18 protein-coding genes are annotated in these 17,582 nt (G+C 60.5%); 9 read left to right on the top strand and 9 right to left on the bottom strand.

Translation table 11 applies throughout. The features are described from left to right. Positions 1-6: 6 nt before the first annotated feature. The 3 genes from ACP7E6_RS16600 to ACP7E6_RS16590 all read right to left on the bottom strand — a co-directional run bounded on the left by ACP7E6_RS16600 (position 7) and on the right by ACP7E6_RS16590 (position 4,258). Positions 7-1,161 (bottom strand): ABC transporter permease, encoded by a 1,155-nt coding sequence (locus ACP7E6_RS16600; protein WP_426230861.1) that lies wholly within the window; start codon positions 1,159-1,161, stop codon positions 7-9. Next, on the bottom strand, positions 1,161-2,246 hold the full coding sequence (locus ACP7E6_RS16595) for a microcin C ABC transporter permease YejB (RefSeq protein ID WP_426230860.1): 1,086 nt from the start codon (positions 2,244-2,246) through the stop codon (positions 1,161-1,163). Before ACP7E6_RS16595 ends, ACP7E6_RS16600 begins: the two co-directional genes overlap by 1 nt. 179 nt (positions 2,247-2,425) lie before the next feature. Next, on the bottom strand, positions 2,426-4,258 hold the full coding sequence (locus ACP7E6_RS16590; RefSeq protein ID WP_426230859.1) for an extracellular solute-binding protein: 1,833 nt from the start codon (positions 4,256-4,258) through the stop codon (positions 2,426-2,428). A 217-nt stretch (positions 4,259-4,475) separates the two neighbouring features. On the opposite strand from ACP7E6_RS16590, the gene mepA reads away from it, so the two are divergent. The 6 genes from mepA to ACP7E6_RS16560 all read left to right on the top strand — a co-directional run bounded on the left by mepA (position 4,476) and on the right by ACP7E6_RS16560 (position 10,521). Then, on the top strand, positions 4,476-5,540 hold the full coding sequence (mepA, locus tag ACP7E6_RS16585; RefSeq protein WP_426230858.1) for a penicillin-insensitive murein endopeptidase: 1,065 nt from the start codon (positions 4,476-4,478) through the stop codon (positions 5,538-5,540). Between the two features lie 114 nt (positions 5,541-5,654). Next, on the top strand, positions 5,655-6,035 hold the full coding sequence (locus ACP7E6_RS16580; RefSeq protein ID WP_426230857.1) for a methylglyoxal synthase: 381 nt from the start codon (positions 5,655-5,657) through the stop codon (positions 6,033-6,035). Positions 6,036-6,084: 49 nt separating this feature from the next. Next, positions 6,085-7,110, top strand: coding sequence for a glucokinase (locus tag ACP7E6_RS16575; protein WP_426230856.1), 1,026 nt, complete (start codon positions 6,085-6,087; stop codon positions 7,108-7,110). A 101-nt stretch (positions 7,111-7,211) separates the two neighbouring features. Then, positions 7,212-9,023, top strand: coding sequence for an ABC transporter ATP-binding protein (locus ACP7E6_RS16570; protein ID WP_426230855.1), 1,812 nt, complete (start codon positions 7,212-7,214; stop codon positions 9,021-9,023). A 16-nt stretch (positions 9,024-9,039) separates the two neighbouring features. Beyond that, entirely contained in the window at positions 9,040-9,858 is an 819-nt protein-coding gene (dapB, locus tag ACP7E6_RS16565; RefSeq protein ID WP_426230854.1) for a 4-hydroxy-tetrahydrodipicolinate reductase, read from the top strand. Positions 9,859-9,885: 27 nt separating this feature from the next. Beyond that, a complete protein-coding gene (locus tag ACP7E6_RS16560; RefSeq protein WP_060637854.1) occupies positions 9,886-10,521 on the top strand; it encodes a 2,3-bisphosphoglycerate-dependent phosphoglycerate mutase in 636 nt (211 codons plus the stop codon). A gap of 55 nt (positions 10,522-10,576) precedes the next feature. Here ACP7E6_RS16560 and ACP7E6_RS16555 read toward each other — a convergent pair whose 3' ends face one another. Next, entirely contained in the window at positions 10,577-11,449 is an 873-nt protein-coding gene (locus ACP7E6_RS16555; protein ID WP_426230853.1) for a methylated-DNA--[protein]-cysteine S-methyltransferase, read from the bottom strand. A 64-nt stretch (positions 11,450-11,513) separates the two neighbouring features. Next, positions 11,514-12,011 (bottom strand): DUF2244 domain-containing protein, encoded by a 498-nt coding sequence (locus ACP7E6_RS16550; protein WP_426230852.1) that lies wholly within the window; start codon positions 12,009-12,011, stop codon positions 11,514-11,516. 22 nt (positions 12,012-12,033) lie between these two features. On the opposite strand from ACP7E6_RS16550, the gene nth reads away from it, so the two are divergent. After that, on the top strand, positions 12,034-12,798 hold the full coding sequence (gene nth / locus ACP7E6_RS16545; protein WP_426230851.1) for an endonuclease III: 765 nt from the start codon (positions 12,034-12,036) through the stop codon (positions 12,796-12,798). Here the strand turns inward: nth and ACP7E6_RS16540 are convergent. Continuing rightward, positions 12,791-13,369 carry a TetR/AcrR family transcriptional regulator gene (locus ACP7E6_RS16540; RefSeq protein WP_426230850.1) on the bottom strand — a complete coding sequence of 193 codons (579 nt, stop codon included), beginning with the start codon at positions 13,367-13,369 and terminating at the stop codon, positions 12,791-12,793. The two genes, nth and ACP7E6_RS16540, sit on opposite strands and share 8 nt — an antisense overlap. Before the next feature lie 83 nt (positions 13,370-13,452). Here ACP7E6_RS16540 and ACP7E6_RS16535 point away from each other — a divergent pair, with 83 nt between their 5' ends. Then, a complete protein-coding gene (locus tag ACP7E6_RS16535; protein WP_426230849.1) occupies positions 13,453-13,878 on the top strand; it encodes a VOC family protein in 426 nt (141 codons plus the stop codon). A gap of 6 nt (positions 13,879-13,884) precedes the next feature. Here ACP7E6_RS16535 and ACP7E6_RS16530 read toward each other — a convergent pair whose 3' ends face one another. Then, a complete protein-coding gene (locus tag ACP7E6_RS16530; RefSeq protein WP_426230848.1) occupies positions 13,885-15,054 on the bottom strand; it encodes an MFS transporter in 1,170 nt (389 codons plus the stop codon). A 132-nt stretch (positions 15,055-15,186) separates the two neighbouring features. Continuing rightward, entirely contained in the window at positions 15,187-15,807 is a 621-nt protein-coding gene (locus ACP7E6_RS16525; RefSeq protein WP_426230847.1) for a TetR/AcrR family transcriptional regulator, read from the bottom strand. Positions 15,808-15,947: 140 nt separating this feature from the next. Between ACP7E6_RS16525 and ACP7E6_RS16520 the strand changes: the two genes are divergently transcribed. Further along, positions 15,948-16,940 (top strand): adenosine kinase, encoded by a 993-nt coding sequence (locus ACP7E6_RS16520; protein ID WP_426230846.1) that lies wholly within the window; start codon positions 15,948-15,950, stop codon positions 16,938-16,940. Positions 16,941-16,962: 22 nt separating this feature from the next. Here the strand turns inward: ACP7E6_RS16520 and ACP7E6_RS16515 are convergent, their stop codons facing one another. Then, positions 16,963-17,502 carry an SH3 domain-containing protein gene (locus ACP7E6_RS16515; protein ID WP_426230845.1) on the bottom strand — a complete coding sequence of 180 codons (540 nt, stop codon included), beginning with the start codon at positions 17,500-17,502 and terminating at the stop codon, positions 16,963-16,965. Positions 17,503-17,582 lie beyond the last annotated feature (80 nt).

Below are 17,582 nucleotides of genomic sequence, written 5' to 3'. Positions count from 1 at the left end.
TGGCGCTCATCGAAACGTCTTCCTTGGGTCGAAGGCATCGCGGGCGGCTTCGCCGATGAAAATCAGTAGCGACAGCATCACCGACATGACGACGAAGGCGGTCAGCCCGAGCCACGGGGCCTGCAGGTTGGACTTGCCCTGGCTGATCAGCTCGCCGAGCGAGGCGGATCCCGGCGGCATGCCGAAGCCGAGGAAATCGAGCGAGGTCAGCGTCGTGATCGAGCCGGACAGGATGAATGGCAGGAAGGTCAGCGTCGCCACCATGGCATTGGGCAGAAGGTGACGGAACATGATCGTCCGGTTGTTGACGCCGAGTGCGCGGGCGGCCCGCACATATTCGAAATTGCGCGCCCGCAGGAACTCGGCCCGCACGATGCCGACGAAACCGACCCAGGAGAACAGCAGCATGATGCCGAGCAATATGAAGAAACCCGGCGGCAGGATCGCGGCGATGATCAACAGGATGTAGAGAACCGGCATCGACGACCAGATCTCGATGAAGCGCTGCAGGAGCAGGTCCGTCCAGCCGCCGAAATAGCCCTGTACGGCACCGGCCGTGACACCGACGACGGCGGAGGCGATGGTCAGACACAGGCCGAAGAGGACGGAGATGCGGAACCCGTAGATCATCCGCGCCGCAACATCGCGTGCCTGGTCGTCGGTGCCCAGCCAATTGAGATTGCCGAGCGTGCAGCCGGGATCGTTTTCGCCCTGCGGATAGCCGGAGCAGCGCTCGGCCTTGTCCATCAGCCAAAAGGGCTTTGTCGGCGCCGAATGCGGAATGTTGGAATTGGCCGTCTGGTAGGAATAGCGGATCGGCGGCCAGATCATCCAGCCGTTCGCCTTGATCTCGTCGGAGATTTCGGGCGCGCCATAGTCGGTGATCGCCAGGAAGCCCAAATCGCCGAGGAATTTTTCCTCCGGATACTGCACCAGCGCCGGTACCAGCAGCTCGCCCATGTAAGAGACCAGCACCGGCCTGTCATTGGCGATGAACTCGGCACCGAGGCTGAGGCCGAACAGAACGAGGAAAATCCAGAACGACCAGAAGCCGCGGCGGTTGGCCTTGAAATTATCCCAGCGGCGGCGGTTGACCGGCGACAGGCGGCCGGTGCGGCCGGTCACCAGAGTTGGATCGGCAGAGACGATGTCGGCGGCCATCAGACGTCCCTCCTGTCGAAATCGATGCGCGGATCGACCCAGGTATAAACGAGGTCAGACAGAAGGCTGACGAACAGGCCCATCAGCGAGAAGATATAGAGCGTTGCAAAGACGATCGGATAATCGCGCTTGACGATGGCGTCATAGCCGAGACGCCCAAGGCCATCGAGCGAGAAGATATATTCGGTCAGCAGTGAGCCGGTGAAGAAGGCGGTGATGAACGCGCCGGGGAAACCAGCGATGATGATCAGCATGGCATTGCGAAAGACATGGCCGTAGAGAACCTGCCGCTCGTTCAGCCCCTTGGCCCGCGCCGTGGTGACATACTGCTTCTTGATTTCGTCGATAAAGGAATTCTTGGTGAGCAGCGTCGTCGTCGCAAAGGCCGACATCAAAAGCGTGATCAGCGGCAATGTCATGTGCCAGAAATAGTCGAGGATCTTTTGCCACCAGTTCAGCTGCGCGAAATTATCGGAGACGATGCCGCGCAGCGGGAACCAGTCGAAGAACGAGCCACCCGCAAACAGCACGATCAACAGGATGCCGAACAGGAAGCCCGGAACCGCATAGCCGACGATGATGATGCCGGATGTCCAGACATCGAATGTCGAGCCGTCGGACATGGCCTTCTTGATACCGAGAGGGATGGAAATCGCATAAGAAAACAGTAGGATCCAAAGCCCGAGCGAGATCGACACCGGCATCTTGTCGAGGATCAGGTCGATGACCGAGGTATTGCGGAAGAAACTCTCGCCGAAATCGAAGCGGATATAGTTCCACATCATCTGGCCGAAGCGCTCCAGCGGCGGCTTGTCGAAGCCAAACTGCTTTTCCAGTTTTTTGATGAATTCCGGATCAAGACCCTGTGCACCCCGGTACCGGCCCGAGGATTCGTCGCCTATCGACTGCCCGAGATCACCACTGCTCCCGGACAACCGGTCGCCGCCCTGCTGGCCGGTCAGATCGGAAATCACCTGCTCGACGGGACCGCCGGGCGCAAACTGGATGACGGCGAAGGAGATGGCCATGATGCCGACGATCGTCGGGATCATCAAGAGAAGCCGTCGCAGGATATAGGCACCCATCAGCGTTGCTCCCGCCTGCTGCCGTTTCCAGCAACACGATCCGATCCGCAAGCGGCCTGCCACCTGTTTTCAGTCAATCCGTTCGTCTCCTTGAAGGCGCCCCTGCCAAACCGGCCAGGACGCCCAAACTGATTCGCATATGTGCATTTGGAGTACATGATGAGCCGTACGCAAGGCTTTCATGGGGTTCCGGCAGGCTTCGACCACCACACATCCGGGAATCCCATGCCGTAATAGGGCAAGTCCGCCGGATGGCTCAGGTGATTCCAGTAGGCGACGCGCACAGCCTTGGAATAGAACAGAGGCACAACATAGTGATGTGCCAGCAGCACGCGGTCGAGCGCCCTTGTGGTCGCCACAAGCTCCTGCCGGTTCGGCGCGAAGACGATCTTACTAATCAGTTCGTCGATCGCCGGATCGGCAATGCCCGCATAGTTCTTCGAGCCCTGCTGATCGACCGAGGCTGAGCCCCAATAGTCGCTCTGCTCGTTGCCGGGCACCAGTGTCTGCGCCCAGATGCCGTAGATCATATCATAATCGAAGCTCCGGACGCGATTGGTGTATTGCGAGTCATCGACAGTGCGCATGCGGGCATCGATGCCGATCTTCTTCACGCTGTTGACGAATGGCGAGACCGTACGCTCGAAGGACGGGTTGGACAGAAGGATCTCGAAGCCGAAAGGTTCGCCGGTCTTCGTGTTCACCAGCCGGTTTCCCTTGAGCTCGTAGCCGGCCTCCTTGAAGAGGGCGAGCGCCGTGCGCAGGTTCCCGCGTACCTTCTGCGGATCGCCGTTGATGGGGTTCGTGTAGGGTGTGGTGAAGACGGCAGCAGGGATCTTGTCCTTCAGCGCCTCCAGAATTTCCTTCTCGCGGCCCTCGGGCAGGCCAGAGGAGGCAAGTTCTGTGTTCCAGAAGTAGCTATCGACGCGTTGATAGGCGTTATGGGCAAGCGTGCGGTTCAGGTCCTCGAAATCGAAGGCATAGTTCAGCGCCTCGCGCACCTTCTGATCCTTGAATTTGTCGCGGCGCAGGTTCGGCACGAAGGCCTGCATGATGCCGGTGGCACGTAGCGGATTCTCGATCTCCGCGCGAATCACCCGGCCATCCTTCGCTGCCGGGAAGTCATAGGCTGTCGCCCAATGGCTGGCGCTACTGTCCCTGTAGAAATCGACATCACCGGCGCGCACAGCCTCGAACTCCACGGTCTTGTCGGCGAAGAACGTATAAGTGATCGTGCCGAAATTGTTCTGGCCGACATTCACGTTGACGTTCTTGCCCCAATAATCGTCGCGCAATTCGAAGCGGATCGAGCCGCCTGCCTGGAAGGAGGCGATTTTGTACGGCCCTGAGCCCATGACCGGCTCCAGCGTCGTCCGGCTGATATCGCGCTTGTTGCCCTTCGTATCCTGGCCCTCCCACCAGTGCTTCGGCACGATCGGAAACTGGCCGAGAATGTTCGGCAGCTCGCGATTGTTCTTCTCATCGAAGCGGAAGGTGACGTCGCGCTCGCCGGTCTTTTCAGCCGAGACCACATGGCGGTAATAGTTGGAAAGAAGGGGATTGTGTTCCTTTGACATATTGAAGGAGAAGATGACGTCTTCCGGCGTCACCGGCTTGCCGTCCGCCCACTTTGCTTCAGCGCGCAGCCGAAACGTCGCGGAGGAAAAGTCGTCGGGATAGGAGACGCCTTCGGCGAGCAGCCCGTAGGAGGCGGTGACCTCGTCTTCGGCGGATTTCAAAAGCGTATCGAAGACAAGAGACGTGACGCCGGCCGCCGCCTCGCCCTTGGAAAGGATCGGGTTGAACGTGTCGTAAGTCCCGGTTTCGGAGAGCTTCAGCTCGCCGCCTTTGGGCGCATCAGGATTGACATAATCGAAGCGGGCAAAGCCGTCTTTATGTTTCAGCTCGCCAATCGTGGAAATGCCGCCGTGCCAGACCGGCTCCTGAGCCACCACCGGTCCAGTTGCCAGGAAGATGGTTGCTGCCAAAGCCAATGCGCGTCTGAAATTCATGCCAATTCGCCTCTTCCGTTTTTCATTTTCCCGCTGCTTGAACGACAGAATAGGCAAAATCCGGGCAATTGACAGAAGCTGCCTCAAATCGGGCATTTTTTTTGGGTCACGGTTGCGTGTCCCGCAAGGCTGACACAAAGACGGAGTGTCAGTCTCGACACGGCAAATCGCAGTTGGGCGTTGTGGATTGCCACGCGCTATCAGAAACGGACGGCATATGACACCGACACATGCACGCTTTCTCCGGCAGATGGCATCGATGGCGCTGATCGCGCTTATGAGCCTGAGTCTTGTCGCCGTGGAGATGGCTTCGGCCGGCGATACGCCTGCAAAGCAAATCTTCGGCAAGGTAAAGCTACCAAGCGAGACGGCGGCGAACCCGATCGGGTTTTACGCCAAGGGCTGCATGGCCGGCGCCGTGGCCATCCCGACGGACGGGCCGACATGGCAGGCGATGCGTCTGTCGCGAAACCGGCGCTGGGGCAATCCGGCGATGATCCAGTTGCTGGAAAAATTCTCTCAGGATGCGGTTCGGCTCGGATGGGGATCCGGCATCCTGATCGGCGACATTTCCCAGCCGCGCGGTGGCCCGATGATTACCGGACATGCGTCCCATCAGATCGGGCTGGACGCGGATATCTGGTTTCAGCCCAAGCCTGCGCAGTCGCTTTCCGCGCAGACGCGCGAGGACATGCCGTTCATCTCGATGCTCGACAAGAGCAAGTTCCTGACTGTCAATTCAGACCGCTGGACACCGACCCACGCCAAGCTGGTGATGCAGGCGGCAAGCTATCCGCAGGTGGAGCGCGTTTTCGTCAACCCGGCGATCAAGAAGAAGCTGTGCGAGACATGGACCGGTGACCGCGACCTGCTCGGCAAGGTCCGTCCGGTCTATGGCCATGACGAGCATTTCCATATTCGCATGTTCTGCCCGCCGGGTACGCCGAGCTGCAAGGCGCAGGCCCCGGTCGCCAGCGGCGACGGGTGCGACAAGTCGCTTGCCTGGTGGTTCACCAAGGAACCTTGGGCCGCACCGAAAAAGGATCCGAATGCCAAGCCGGTGAAACCACGCTTCACGACCCTGTCTGACCTGCCGAAAGCCTGCACGGCGCTGCTGGCCGCGCCTGCGGCCTCGGAACAGTCGGCCACTTTCGGCTCGGCTTACGTGGCGCCGCAGCCAACGCCCGGCGATGCGGCGATTCAACAGGCCATTCATGCGGCAAACAGTGACCTGCCGGACAATGACGTTCCGATCCCCCTGGCCCGTCCTGCCACGCAATAGGCTTGAGGCGCCGAAACTTTCGGCGCTTTTCAACCGACGAGCAGTGCTGTAGAGAAAATCAAATCGATTTAATTCGAGACTTTTCTTGGTCGGCGTGATGCCGGGAGTTCTGTGATGGCCAGCCAGACATGCGTGGCGCTGATTGCGCACGATCAGAAGAAAGACGACATGGCCGCGTTTGCGCAGGCCAACGAGGCCGTCTTTGCCGGCTGGAAAATCGTTGCCACCGGGACCACCGGCGGGCGCGTTCAGGAGGCCTGTCCCAGTCTCAACGTAATCCGGCTGAAGAGCGGCCCGCTTGGTGGCGATCAACAGATCGGCGCAATGATCGCCACAGGCGACGTGCATATGCTGATCTTCTTCGTCGATCCCCTCACCGCCATGCCACATGATGTCGATGTCAAGGCGCTGATGCGGCTTGCCACCGTCTACGATATTCCGATGGCGCTGAACCGGGCGACCGCAGAACGGTTGATCGACTTCAACCAACCCTGATACAGCTCTTTTCAAGCCTTCAGTCCGCACGATCATAACGGAACCCTCCATGCCTACGCTCCCAGACACCGACAGCGGCCTTACCTTTCCGATCCTGATCGGCGACATTGGCGGAACCAACGCCCGGTTCGCGCTGCTCATCGACGCCTTTGCCGAGCCGAAGCTGTTTCCAATCATTCCGACGACCAATTACGCCAGCATCGAGGAAGCGCTGCAGACCAGCATTCTCGACAAGACCTCGGTCCAGCCGCGCTCGGCGATCATCGCTGTGGCAGGCCCGGTCAAGGGCGACGAGATACCGCTGACCAATGCCGGCTGGGTGATCAAGCCGAAGGACATGCTGACGGCGCTGTCGCTGGAAGACGTCATCATCATCAACGATTTCGAGGCGCAGGCGCTGGCCATTGCCTCGATCGGCAACGAGGGCCGGGAACAGATCGGCCCCGGCACAATCCTCGAATCCGCCTCATGCGCTGTGCTTGGGCCAGGAACGGGCCTTGGTGTTGCGGGCCTTGTCCATGCGCAGCATACTTGGTTTCCGGTTCCCGGCGAAGGCGGTCATGTGGATGTCGGTCCACGCACCGAGCGCGACTATCAGATATGGCCCTTCCTCGAGCCGATCGAGGGACGCATTTCGGCCGAACAGTTGCTGTGTGGCCGCGGCATCGTGAACATCTACCGCGCCGTCTGCGAATCAAAGGCATGGGAACCGAAACTTGCCGATCCGGCAGCAGTGACCACCAATGCACTTGCCGGCAGCGACGAGGCGGCGGTGGAGACTATTTCGTTGTTTTCCACCTATCTCGGCCGCGTCGCCGGTGACATGGCGATGATCTTCATGGCGCGTGGAGGCGTGTTCCTCGCCGGCGGCATTTCGCAAAAGATCCTGCCGGCCCTTAAGAAACCGGAATTCCGCCTGGCCTTCGAAGACAAGGCGCCACATTCGGCGCTGCTCAAGACCATCCCGACTTTTGTGGTCACCCACCCGACCGCAGCCCTGTCCGGCCTTGCCGCCTATTCGCGCACGCCGTCGCGCTTCGGTGTGGCAATGGAGGGACGGCGCTGGAGAACTTGAGGCTGCCGCCCCGGCTCAGACTCGCCAAACGGGGATCAAGGTACTATAGAGCCCGGTGAAATAAGGCGCTTCAAAGCGCGCCGGGTTTTAAGGAAACCAGCTTGAAGCAAGCCAAGACAAAGCTCCCCGCAATCGATCGCGAGACCATTACCAGCGTTCTCAAGCGGGTGATCGCTGAAAACGGGCGCGCGCATCTGCGCGGCTATATCTTCGCCATCGCGTGCTTGGCCCTCGTCGCCGCCACGACCGCTTTTACCGCATGGATCATGGAATCCGTCGTCAACGAAGCCTTTGCCAACAAGCGCGCGGACATCGTCCTCTACATCTGCGGTGCAATCTTTCTCGCCTTCGTGCTACGCGGCTTTGCCACGTATGGTCAGGCCGTGGCGCTCTCGAAGATCGGCAACAACATCGTCGCCAGCTACCAGCGGCGGCTCTATTCGCATCTGATGGCGCTGAGTGTCGGCTACTTCAGCGATACGCGCTCGGCGCGTATTTCCGCCCAGATCAGCCAGAACGTCTCCGGCATCCGCGATGTACTCAACATGACGGTGACGTCGCTTGCCCGCGACTTTCTGACATTGGTGGCGTTGATCGGCGTGATGATCAGCAAGGACTGGCTGCTGACGCTGATCGTTTTCGTCGTCGCACCGCCATTGCTGATCGGCCTTCGCTACATCTCGCGCCGGTTGCGGCTGGCGACGCGCGAATCGGTGGAGATCAATAGCCACGTACTCGGCGCGATGCAGGAAACCATCCAGGGCATCACCATCGTCAAAGCATTCACGATGGAAGAGCAACTGCGGACCAAGGTCGAGACGATTATCGACAGGGCCGAAAACCGAGCCAACCGCATTGCCCGCCTCAGCGAACGCACCGCGCCGATGACGGAAACCTTTGCCGGTTTTGCGATTTCCAGTGTGTTGGCCTATGCCGCCTTCCGGGCGATCTACGATGGCGTCCAGCCAGGGGCTTTCTTTGCCTTCATGACGGCGCTGCTGATGGCCTATGATCCGGCCCGCCGCCTGGCGCGGCTACAGGTTTCACTGGAGCGCGCCGTCGTCAATGCCCGGATGATCTACGAAATTCTCGATATGGTCCCGCATCAACGCGACCTGCCGGACGCTCGCGACCTGACGCTCGGAGCAGCCGCTATCGAATTCAGGAACGTCCGGTTCTCCTACAACCAGGGCGACGATATCCTCAAGGGTGTCAGCTTCATCGCAGAAGGCGGCAAGACGACGGCGCTTGTCGGGCCATCCGGTGCCGGCAAATCGACCGTCATCAGCCTCATTCCGCGGTTCTACGACCCTTCCGGCGGCGAGATCCTGATCGACGGACAGGACATCGCCCATGTCACCAAGCAGTCGCTGCGCAACGGCCTCGCCTATGTCTCGCAGCAGCCTTATCTGTTCGAAGGATCGATCCGCGACAATATCCGCTATGGCCGCCCCACCGCCACGGATGCAGAAGTCGAGGAGGCTGCGAAACTGGCCTATGCGCATGACTTCATCCGCACACAGCCGCAAGGATACGACACCGCAGTCGGCGAAAACGGTGTGACCCTTTCCGGTGGCCAGCGCCAGCGGCTGTCCATCGCCCGCGCATTGGTGCGCAATGCGCCCATTTTGCTTCTCGACGAGGCAACTTCTGCACTGGATACCGAATCGGAAGCAGCCGTCCAGAAGGCGCTCGATCACGCCATGAGCGGCCGCACCGTGGTGGTCATCGCTCACCGCCTGTCCACCGTCGTCAATGCCGACAAGATCATCGTCATGAAGGACGGGATCGTTGCCGAGGAAGGCACGCATGAGGCGCTTGCGCAGCGCAGTGACGGCCTTTACGCTCGCCTTCACAATCTGCAAGGCACGGCGGAGTCAGAACCGGTCGCGGATGCCGAAACACTGATCTGAGGAAAATGAGGCAGGCATGAGCGGGACAGACATGAAACTCGTGGTGGTCGGTGCCGCAGGCCGGATGGGCCAGACGCTGATCCGCACCATCCATGCCATGCCGGGCGCGACCGTCTTTGCCGCCGTCGAACGGCCGGGTTCGGCCTTCATCGGCCGCGATGCCGGCGAGATTGCCGGGCTTGGATCGACCGGTGTCATCGTCACCGACAAACCGCTCGAAGCCTTTGTCGAGGCGGAAGGCGTGCTCGATTTCACCGCGCCTGCCTCCTCGGTGGATTTTGCCGGCCTCGCGGCGCAGGCCCGCATCGTCCATGTCATCGGCACGACCGGTTGCTCATTGGACGATGAGGAAAAATTCAAGGCGGCCGGGCGGCATGCCCGGATCGTCAAATCCGGCAATATGAGCCTCGGCGTCAACCTCCTCGGCGTGCTGACACAGCAGGCGGCCCGCGCGCTTGGGCCGGAAAACTGGGACATCGAAATCCTCGAAATGCACCACAAGCACAAGGTCGACGCGCCGTCCGGAACGGCACTGCTGCTTGGCGAAGCAGCCGCCAGAGGCCGCGAGATCGACCTTGCCGAACATTCGGTGCGGGTGCGCGACGGCCATACCGGCGCACGTGTCACTGGCGCCATCGGCTTTGCCACATTGCGCGGCGGCTCCGTCATCGGCGAGCATTCCGTCATCCTTGCAGGCGAAGGCGAGCAGGTGACATTGTCCCATTCGGCGACCGACCGGGCAATCTTTGCCCGGGGCGCCATTACCGCTGCACTCTGGGCACGCAACCAGAAACCCGGCTTCTATTCCATGCTCGACGTGCTCGGGCTGTCCTGACCCCTAAAACTCCCCGGAGGAACTTCTATGAGCGGCACCCTCGTCCTTGTGCGTCACGGCCAGAGCGACTGGAACCTGAAGAACTTGTTTACCGGCTGGAAGGACCCCGACCTGACGCCGCTTGGCATCGAGGAAGCCAATGCCGGCGGAAAGGCGCTGGCAGATTACGGCATCAAGTTCGACGTCGCCTTCACATCGGTGCTGACGCGCGCGCAGCATACGCTGAAGCTCATCCTCGACAATCTCGGCCAGCCCGATCTGGAAACCATCAAGGACCAGGCGCTGAACGAGCGCGACTACGGCGATCTGTCCGGTCTCAACAAGGACGACGCCCGCGCCAAGTGGGGCGAAGAGCAGGTGCATATCTGGCGCCGCTCCTACGACGTACCGCCGCCAGGTGGCGAAAGCCTGAAGGACACCGGCGCCCGCGTCTGGCCCTATTACATGACCGACATCCTGCCGCGCGTGCTGGCCGGAGAAAAAGTTCTCGTTGCCGCGCACGGCAATTCGCTGCGCTCGCTACTGATGGTTCTCGACCGGCTTGACCGCGAACAGATCCTCTCGGTCAACCTCGCGACCGGCGTGCCGATGGTCTACAAGCTGAAGGCCGATTCCACCGTCGCTTCCAAGGAAGTGCTTGGCGATATGTCCGGCGCGCATTGAGCGTCCTGATGGATCGAACTCAATGAAAAGGGCCGCGCAAGCGGCCCCTTTCCTGTCAGACCTTGCCGGCCTCCCAGCCGAGCATCGCCCGCTTGCGGGTGAGGCCCCAGTGATAGCCGGTCAAGGCACCGCTCTTGCCGAGTGCCCGATGGCAGGGAACGACGAACGAGATCGGGTTGCGGCCGACGGCGGCACCGACAGCGCGCGAGGCGGTGGGCTGGCCGATATCGCAGGCAATGTCGGAATAGGTGACCGCCTTGCCCATCGGGATCTTCAACAGCGATTCCCAGACGCGGATCTGGAAATCGGAGCCGATCAGCACGACGCGCAACGGCTCTTGCGCGCTCCATTCCCTGGCATCGAAAATACGAGCCGCGTAGCCGGCGGTTGATGCGCTGTCCTCGATAAACTGGGCATTCGGCCAGCGGCTGGCCATATCCTCGAAGCTGGCTTTTTCATCGCCGGCATCGTTGAAAGCCAGACCGGCCAAGCCGCGATCGGTAACCATCACCAGCGCCACGCCGAATGGGCAGGGATGGAAACCATATCGAATCGTCAACCCGCCGCCGCGTTGCTTCCACTCGCCCGGCGACATCGCCTCGTGGGTGACGAACAGATCATGCAGACGCGAAGGCCCTGAGAGGCCGAGTTCGAAACTGGTCTCCAAAAGCGGCAATTCTTCCTGGCGCAGCAGGCGCTTGGCATGGTCAAGCGTCACGGCCTGGAGAAACGCCTTTGGCGACAGCCCGGCCCAGCGGGTAAAGGTCTTCTGAAGCTGCGTCGGCGACTGACCGAGATCACTGGCAATGGCGTCGAGAGACGGCTGATCGCGATAATTCTCGGTCAACAGTTCGACGACGCGGCTGACGGTCTCGTAATCGCTGCCGTGCGGCGTGATGTCGGTGGGAATCGATGTCTTGGTATCCATCAGCGTATCTCCTTAAGACCAGAGATAAACACTCGAAGCGGGTCATCGCCACCCGATTCTTGTTCTATCGGCGTTTCACCGTCGCCAAGGCACCGGAAAAGGCGGCGGCGAATGTCTCGCGGTCATCGCGGTTGAGGGAAGAGCCGATATCGGTGGTGCGCTGCCGGTCGCTGAGCTGCATCGAGACGATGCCTATCTCTTGATGACGGGAAATGTTGAACCGCGTCCAGAAAGGGTTGAACCGGTGCTCGGTCATCCGGCCGGCCGGGTTGAACTTGCGCACGGAAACATCGGTGCGCGAAATGCGGATTTCCTCGCGGGCGCGGGCGGAGCGATAATTCAGCCAGAACGCACCGAACAGCAGCAGGAAATCCAGCCCGAAGAAAAAGACGATCGGCCAGGCTCCGATGACGACGAAAACGAAGATATGGACGAGGCTCATCAGGGCAGCGATGAACAGGAAAACCTTGAAACCCTTTATTCCGAGCGAACGGTAGGGTGTCAGCTCGGCGGCGAAAACCGGCTGCTCCTCACTCGACATCTCGGCGTTGCCATCATTCATGGCGAATGACTATAGATGCATCATGAAAAACGTGAAACCAAAATCAGCGGTCAAGCCGGCGAAAACAAAATCCGCGACAACCGGCCGCGCCACGATAAAGCCGAAGACGATCTACAGCAGGGAAGAGATCGAGGAGATTTTCCGCCGTTTCTCGATCCAGCGGCCCGAGCCGAAGGGCGAGCTGGAACACGTCAATCCGTTCACGCTGGTTGTTGCGGTGGCACTGTCGGCGCAGGCGACGGATGCCGGCGTCAACAAGGCGACGCGGGCGCTTTTCGCCATTGCCGACACGCCGGAAAAGATGGTTGAGCTCGGCGAGGAGCAGGTTCGCGAACATATCAAGTCTATCGGGCTTTACCGCAACAAGGCCAAGAACGTCATAGCGCTCAGCGAAAAACTGATCGCCGAATTCGGCGGCGAAGTGCCGCGCACCCGCGAGGAACTGATCACCTTGCCCGGCGTTGGCCGCAAGACCGCCAATGTGGTGCTCTCCATGGCGTTCGGCCAGGCGACGATGGCGGTCGATACGCATATTTTCCGCATCGCCAACCGGCTCTGTCTGGCACCGGGGAAGACCCCGAACGAGATCGAACACCAGCTGATGCAGATCATCCCCGGTCACTATCTCTACCATGCCCATCACTGGCTGATCCTGCACGGGCGCTATTGCTGCAAGGCGCGCAAGCCGGAATGCCAGCGCTGCGTCATTGCCGATATCTGCAAGGCGGCCGAAAAGACCAGCGAAATGCCGGCACCGCTGGTCGAGCTGCCGGCGCAGATCATCTGACGGAAATGCCGTCAATCAGGGCGGCGATCGCCGCCTCATAATCATCACGCCTGCCGCCGGCCTCGATCGCCAGCGCTGCGCGGTCGAAGGCAGCGGAGAAAAGCTGAGCAAATGCGCCCAGCAATGCGGGGTCCTTGCCGGTTGCTGCAAACAGATTTGCGAGGCCAGCCTTCAAGCTCCCCTCCGCATGCTCAGCGTCTATGCCCTGCAGACTGTGAAGTCCGAGAATGGCGGGGCCTTCAAGCAGCAGAAGGCGTGTGCGGCCGGGCACAGCCATTGCATCGAAATAGCCACGTGCGCCGTCCAGCAGAGCTTCGCGGGCGTTGCTGGATCCGGCGGCTTTAGCCTCGATCTCGACGCCTACCTGGCGGGCTTCGTCAGCGACGACGGCCGCAAACAACGCCTTCTTATCCTCGAAATGATGATAGAGCGCGCCGCGCGTCACGCCAGCGGCGCTGGCGATCTCAGGGGTCGCCGTATCGGCATAGCCTTTTTCGACGAATAGCCCGCGCGCCGCCGCCATCAGGGCGAGGCGCATGCTATCGGTCCGATCCTTGTTGCTGCGTCGCATTTTCCACCTTTACATACAATCTGCATGTATGTTATTTACAAAAACATGCAGAATGTATGATAATTTCGCACGGAGGAAAAGCCATGAAAATCACCAGCTACTATCCCGTCATCATGACCGGCGACGTTCAGGGCACGGCCGAATTCTATATCCGGCATTTCGGCTTCAAAGCGCTGTTTACGGCTGACTGGTATATGCACCTGCAATCAACTGAGAACGAGCATGTGACGCTGGCCATTCTCGACGGCAGTCACGAGACAATCCCGGAAAGTGGACGCGGGACCGTTTGTGGGCTTCTGCTCAATTTCGAGGTCGAGGATCCGGATGCAGTCTATGCGCAATTCCAGGCCTCAGGCCTGCCGATCCTCCTAACGCTGCGCGATGAGGATTTCGGCCAGCGGCATTTCATCACCGCCGATCCGAACGGTGTGTTGATCGACGTGATCAAGCCGATCCCGCCAACGGCGGAATTTGCGGCCCTGTATGATGCGTCCATCCTGCCGGCCTGATCGCACTCAGGCCGAAACCGGCCTGCGTTCCGTCAGCGAATAGAGGAGTGCCGCGATCGGCAGTGCCAGGCCGAGCATCGAGGTGGCCCACCAGCCGCCTTGCGCGTAAAGCCAGCCGCCGAGTGCCGACCCTACGGCGCCGCCGGCAAAGAACGTCGCCATATATAGCCCATTCAGGCGGCTGCGATACTCCGCGCCGAGCATGAAGATGGCGCGCTGGCCCATAACCAGATTGGTCACGACGCCAAAATCCAGGAGGATGGCGGCGAAGGTGAGAAGGCCGAGTGCCCACAGTGACCCGGCCGGCGCGATATGGGTGATGATGAAGGCTGCCGCGACGGAAATCATCGACAGGCGCGTTGCCGGAAAACTCCAGCCCTTGTCTGCAAGACGCCCGCTAATGGGTGCGGCGATGGCACCCGCGGCACCGGCCAACGCGAACAGCGCGATCTGCCCCTGCGACAGGCCGAATTCCGGCCCGGACAGCAGCAACGGCGTTGTCGTCCAGAACAGGCTGAAGGCAGCGAACATGAAGGCGTGATACAGCGAGCGGCGGCGCAGCATCGGCGTGGTTGCGACCAACCTCCCCATCGAAGCCAGCAGCGCGCCGTAGCTCAATCCCGTCTGCGGAATGCGCGGCGGCAGGGAGCGCGCCAGCACTGCGGCCAGAATGACCAGCACTGCTGCCGAGATGAAGAAGACCATATGCCAGGGCAGGAACTCGGCAATGAAGCTCGAGGCCGGACGCGCCAGCATGATGCCGACCATCAGGCCGCTCATGACATTGCCGACAGCCTGTCCGCGATGCGCCTCCGGTGCCATATGCGCCGCATAAGGCACGATGATCTGGATGGCGACGGAGCCTAGCCCGATGAAAAACGCCGAGGCCAAAAACGGTAGCGGCGTCGAGGCGAGCCCGGCGCCGATCACCGCAACTGTTCCCAGCGCCATCACCGAAAGGATCAGCTTGCGATTTTCGAAGAGATCGCCCAGGGGCACGATCAGCAGAAGGCCGAGGCCATAACCGATCTGCGTCAGCGTCACAATCAATCCTGCCGCTCCGGGAGAAAGACCCAGCGACGCGCTGATCGGGCCAATCAAAGGCTGCGCGTAATAGAGGTTGGCAGCGATCAGGCCGCAGGAAGCGGCCAGAAGGAACATCATCGACGATGACATGGCTTTGGATTCTTGAGCCTTGGATTCGGAAGTTTTGGGTTCTGGGGTTTTGGGTTCTGAAACAATTTCACCCCGGCATGCGATACTGGTCACGGTCGTCTCCAAAGTCCAAATTCAAAAAATCAAAAACGGTCAGCCCAACAGCTTCATCGCCACATCGGTAACCGCCATCATCTCAGGGCGGCTGCGGCCGGTTTTCCCGACGATGCGCATGCCCTGCAGCAGGCAAAGCAGCGCGCGGGCGGTATCCCCGGCATCGACACTGGTGGATACGGATCCATCCGACTGGCCCAGCAGAATGCAATTCTTCATGATCGCTTCGTTGCTGGCGTGGGCGACATCGACGCGCTCTGCAGCAACCGGATCCGATGCGGCCAGTTCCGCCGCAGTCGCAACGACGAGACAACCACGCTGGCCGAGCTCGCCATGTGCTGCCTCGGCATAAAACTGCAGCGCGGCTTTGATCTTGTCGCGGCCGAGCGGAATGGGCGTAATCGCCGCCATGAGCTTCGTGTTGCGCAAAACACGGTAGCGGTCGAACGCAGCGAGCAGGATGCCGCGCTTGTCCTTGAAGGCCTTGTAGATGCTGCCGGGCGTCAACTGCATCGCATCCGAAAGATCGCTGATGGACGTGCCGTGGTAACCGCGAACCGAGAAAACATCGATGGCGTGCTCCAGGGCCGCATCTGTGTCGAACTCCCGGGGGCGACCGCGCGGGCGTTGGTCCTGTGGTGTTTCTGCATTGGTTTCCATGCAGGCCATATAGGAAACGATCGTTTCCTATATCAAGTAAAATTTCCGTGTAGACGCTCTTTTTCGCTTTCCACTTCCAAACTGCTGGAAATCCGCTATTACCGGACACCGACTGACACAAACATTCCAGGCGGTTCCGGATGACAAAATTCGACGTGCTCACGATCGGCAATGCGATTGTGGATATCATTGCGCGCTGCGACGACGCATTCCTGGTCCACAACGGCATCATCAAGAGCGCGATGAACCTGATCGATGCCGACAGGGCAGAACTGCTCTATTCGCGCATGGGACCGGCACTCGAAGCGTCCGGTGGCAGCGCCGGCAATACCGCTGCGGGCATTGCCAATCTCGGCGGCCGGGCCGCCTATTTCGGCAAGGTGGCCAACGACCAGCTGGGCGAGATCTTCACCCATGACATCCGTGCCCAAGGTGTGCATTTCGAGACAAAGCCGCTCGATGATCTTCCGCCGACCGCCCGCTCGATGATCTTCGTCACCGAGGACGGCGAGCGCTCGATGAACACCTATCTTGGCGCCTGCGTCGAACTCGGACCAGATGATGTCGAGCCGTCGGTGGTTGCAGACGCGGCCGTCACCTATTTCGAAGGCTATCTGTGGGACCCGCCGCTCGCCAAGGACGCCATCCGCGAATGCGCCCGCATTGCCCATGAGAACGGCCGTGAAGTTGCGATGACGCTGTCCGACAGCTTCTGCGTCCATCGCTACCGGGCAGAATTCCTCGACCTGATGCGCTCCGGCACCGTCGACATCGTCTTTGCAAACCGCGCCGAGGCCTTGGCGCTATACGAGACGGAAGACTTCGAGCAGGCGCTGTCGATGATCTCGAAAGATTGCAAGCTGGCCGCAGTAACGTTGAGCGAGGAAGGCTCGATCATCGTCAAGGGTGACGAGCGGGTCAAAGTCGAGGCGACGACGGTCAACCGCGTTGTCGATACGACAGGTGCGGGCGATCTCTACGCCGCCGGTTTCCTGCATGGTTATACGACGGGACGGTCATTGGCCGATTGCGGCAAGCTCGGCAGCCTTGCGGCTGGCATCGTCATCGAGCAGATCGGCCCGCGCCCGATGATCTCGCTGTCTGCAGCCGCTAAGCAAGCCGGTCTGCTCTGACCGGTTTGCCGTCGCGCAATCCCTACTTGAAGGCTTCGCCCGGATACGCGCCCCAGATTTCGCCCTGAGAAATCCAGCCATCGGTGCCTTGCGCTTCGGCGCGGCACCATTCGCCGTTGCACTCGCCGACATGAACGACGACGCCCGGCTCAATCCGTGCGACGATGGCGCCGCCCGATTGCGGGTCGCGCCGCATGTTGACGAAGACGCCCTCGCCCTTGCCACGCATCCATGGGGCAGCAACGGCCGTCCGGTCGCCGGACAGCAGCGCCTGGTTGACCCAGCCCTCGGTGCCATCGGCATCGCGGATCTTGCGCCAATTGTCATATTCCTGGGTCACTTCGACCGGCACACCCGACTTGAGATAACGCCAGGCAACGGCATAATCGACACTCGGGCCAACGCGAAGATTGACGCTCTTGGATTTCAGGCTGACGAAGCGGGGCAATGGCAGCCCGCTGGCACCCTTGGCCGCCTGGGCAAAAGCCGGTGCTGCCTCGATTGCGACGAGTGACAAGGTGACTGCGGTGGCGAAAGCGAGCCTGGAAAGGAACTGACGCATGACAAAATCCATTTTCCAAAAAAATTCAGAAGCTTGCAGCTAAATCTCTGACCGAACCCGTCGAAGACAAGCAAATCGTC

Source organism: Pararhizobium sp. DWP3-4 (genome assembly GCF_049898205.1).
GTDB lineage: Bacteria > Pseudomonadota > Alphaproteobacteria > Rhizobiales > Rhizobiaceae > Pararhizobium.
This window is presented reverse-complemented; position numbering and strand designations above follow the sequence as displayed.

Bases quoted from the DNA above. Each gene is read 5' to 3' on its own strand.
- ACP7E6_RS16550 (WP_426230852.1), bottom strand. From the start codon at position 12,011: ATGAATGATGGCAACGCCGAGATGTCGAGTGAGGAGCAGCCGGTTTTC.
- ACP7E6_RS16600 (WP_426230861.1), bottom strand. From the start codon at position 1,161: ATGGCCGCCGACATCGTCTCTGCCGATCCAACTCTGGTGACCGGCCGC.
- ACP7E6_RS16590 (WP_426230859.1), bottom strand. From the start codon at position 4,258: ATGAATTTCAGACGCGCATTGGCTTTGGCAGCAACCATCTTCCTGGCA.
- nth (WP_426230851.1), top strand. From the start codon at position 12,034: ATGAAAAACGTGAAACCAAAATCAGCGGTCAAGCCGGCGAAAACAAAA.
- ACP7E6_RS16515 (WP_426230845.1), bottom strand. From the start codon at position 17,502: ATGCGTCAGTTCCTTTCCAGGCTCGCTTTCGCCACCGCAGTCACCTTG.
- ACP7E6_RS16530 (WP_426230848.1), bottom strand. From the start codon at position 15,054: ATGTCATCGTCGATGATGTTCCTTCTGGCCGCTTCCTGCGGCCTGATC.
- dapB (WP_426230854.1), top strand. From the start codon at position 9,040: ATGAGCGGGACAGACATGAAACTCGTGGTGGTCGGTGCCGCAGGCCGG.
- ACP7E6_RS16580 (WP_426230857.1), top strand. From the start codon at position 5,655: ATGGCCAGCCAGACATGCGTGGCGCTGATTGCGCACGATCAGAAGAAA.
- ACP7E6_RS16595 (WP_426230860.1), bottom strand. From the start codon at position 2,246: ATGGGTGCCTATATCCTGCGACGGCTTCTCTTGATGATCCCGACGATC.
- ACP7E6_RS16560 (WP_060637854.1), top strand. From the start codon at position 9,886: ATGAGCGGCACCCTCGTCCTTGTGCGTCACGGCCAGAGCGACTGGAAC.
- ACP7E6_RS16525 (WP_426230847.1), bottom strand. From the start codon at position 15,807: ATGGAAACCAATGCAGAAACACCACAGGACCAACGCCCGCGCGGTCGC.
- mepA (WP_426230858.1), top strand. From the start codon at position 4,476: ATGACACCGACACATGCACGCTTTCTCCGGCAGATGGCATCGATGGCG.
- ACP7E6_RS16535 (WP_426230849.1), top strand. From the start codon at position 13,453: ATGAAAATCACCAGCTACTATCCCGTCATCATGACCGGCGACGTTCAG.
- ACP7E6_RS16520 (WP_426230846.1), top strand. From the start codon at position 15,948: ATGACAAAATTCGACGTGCTCACGATCGGCAATGCGATTGTGGATATC.
- ACP7E6_RS16540 (WP_426230850.1), bottom strand. From the start codon at position 13,369: ATGCGACGCAGCAACAAGGATCGGACCGATAGCATGCGCCTCGCCCTG.
- ACP7E6_RS16555 (WP_426230853.1), bottom strand. From the start codon at position 11,449: ATGGATACCAAGACATCGATTCCCACCGACATCACGCCGCACGGCAGC.
- ACP7E6_RS16575 (WP_426230856.1), top strand. From the start codon at position 6,085: ATGCCTACGCTCCCAGACACCGACAGCGGCCTTACCTTTCCGATCCTG.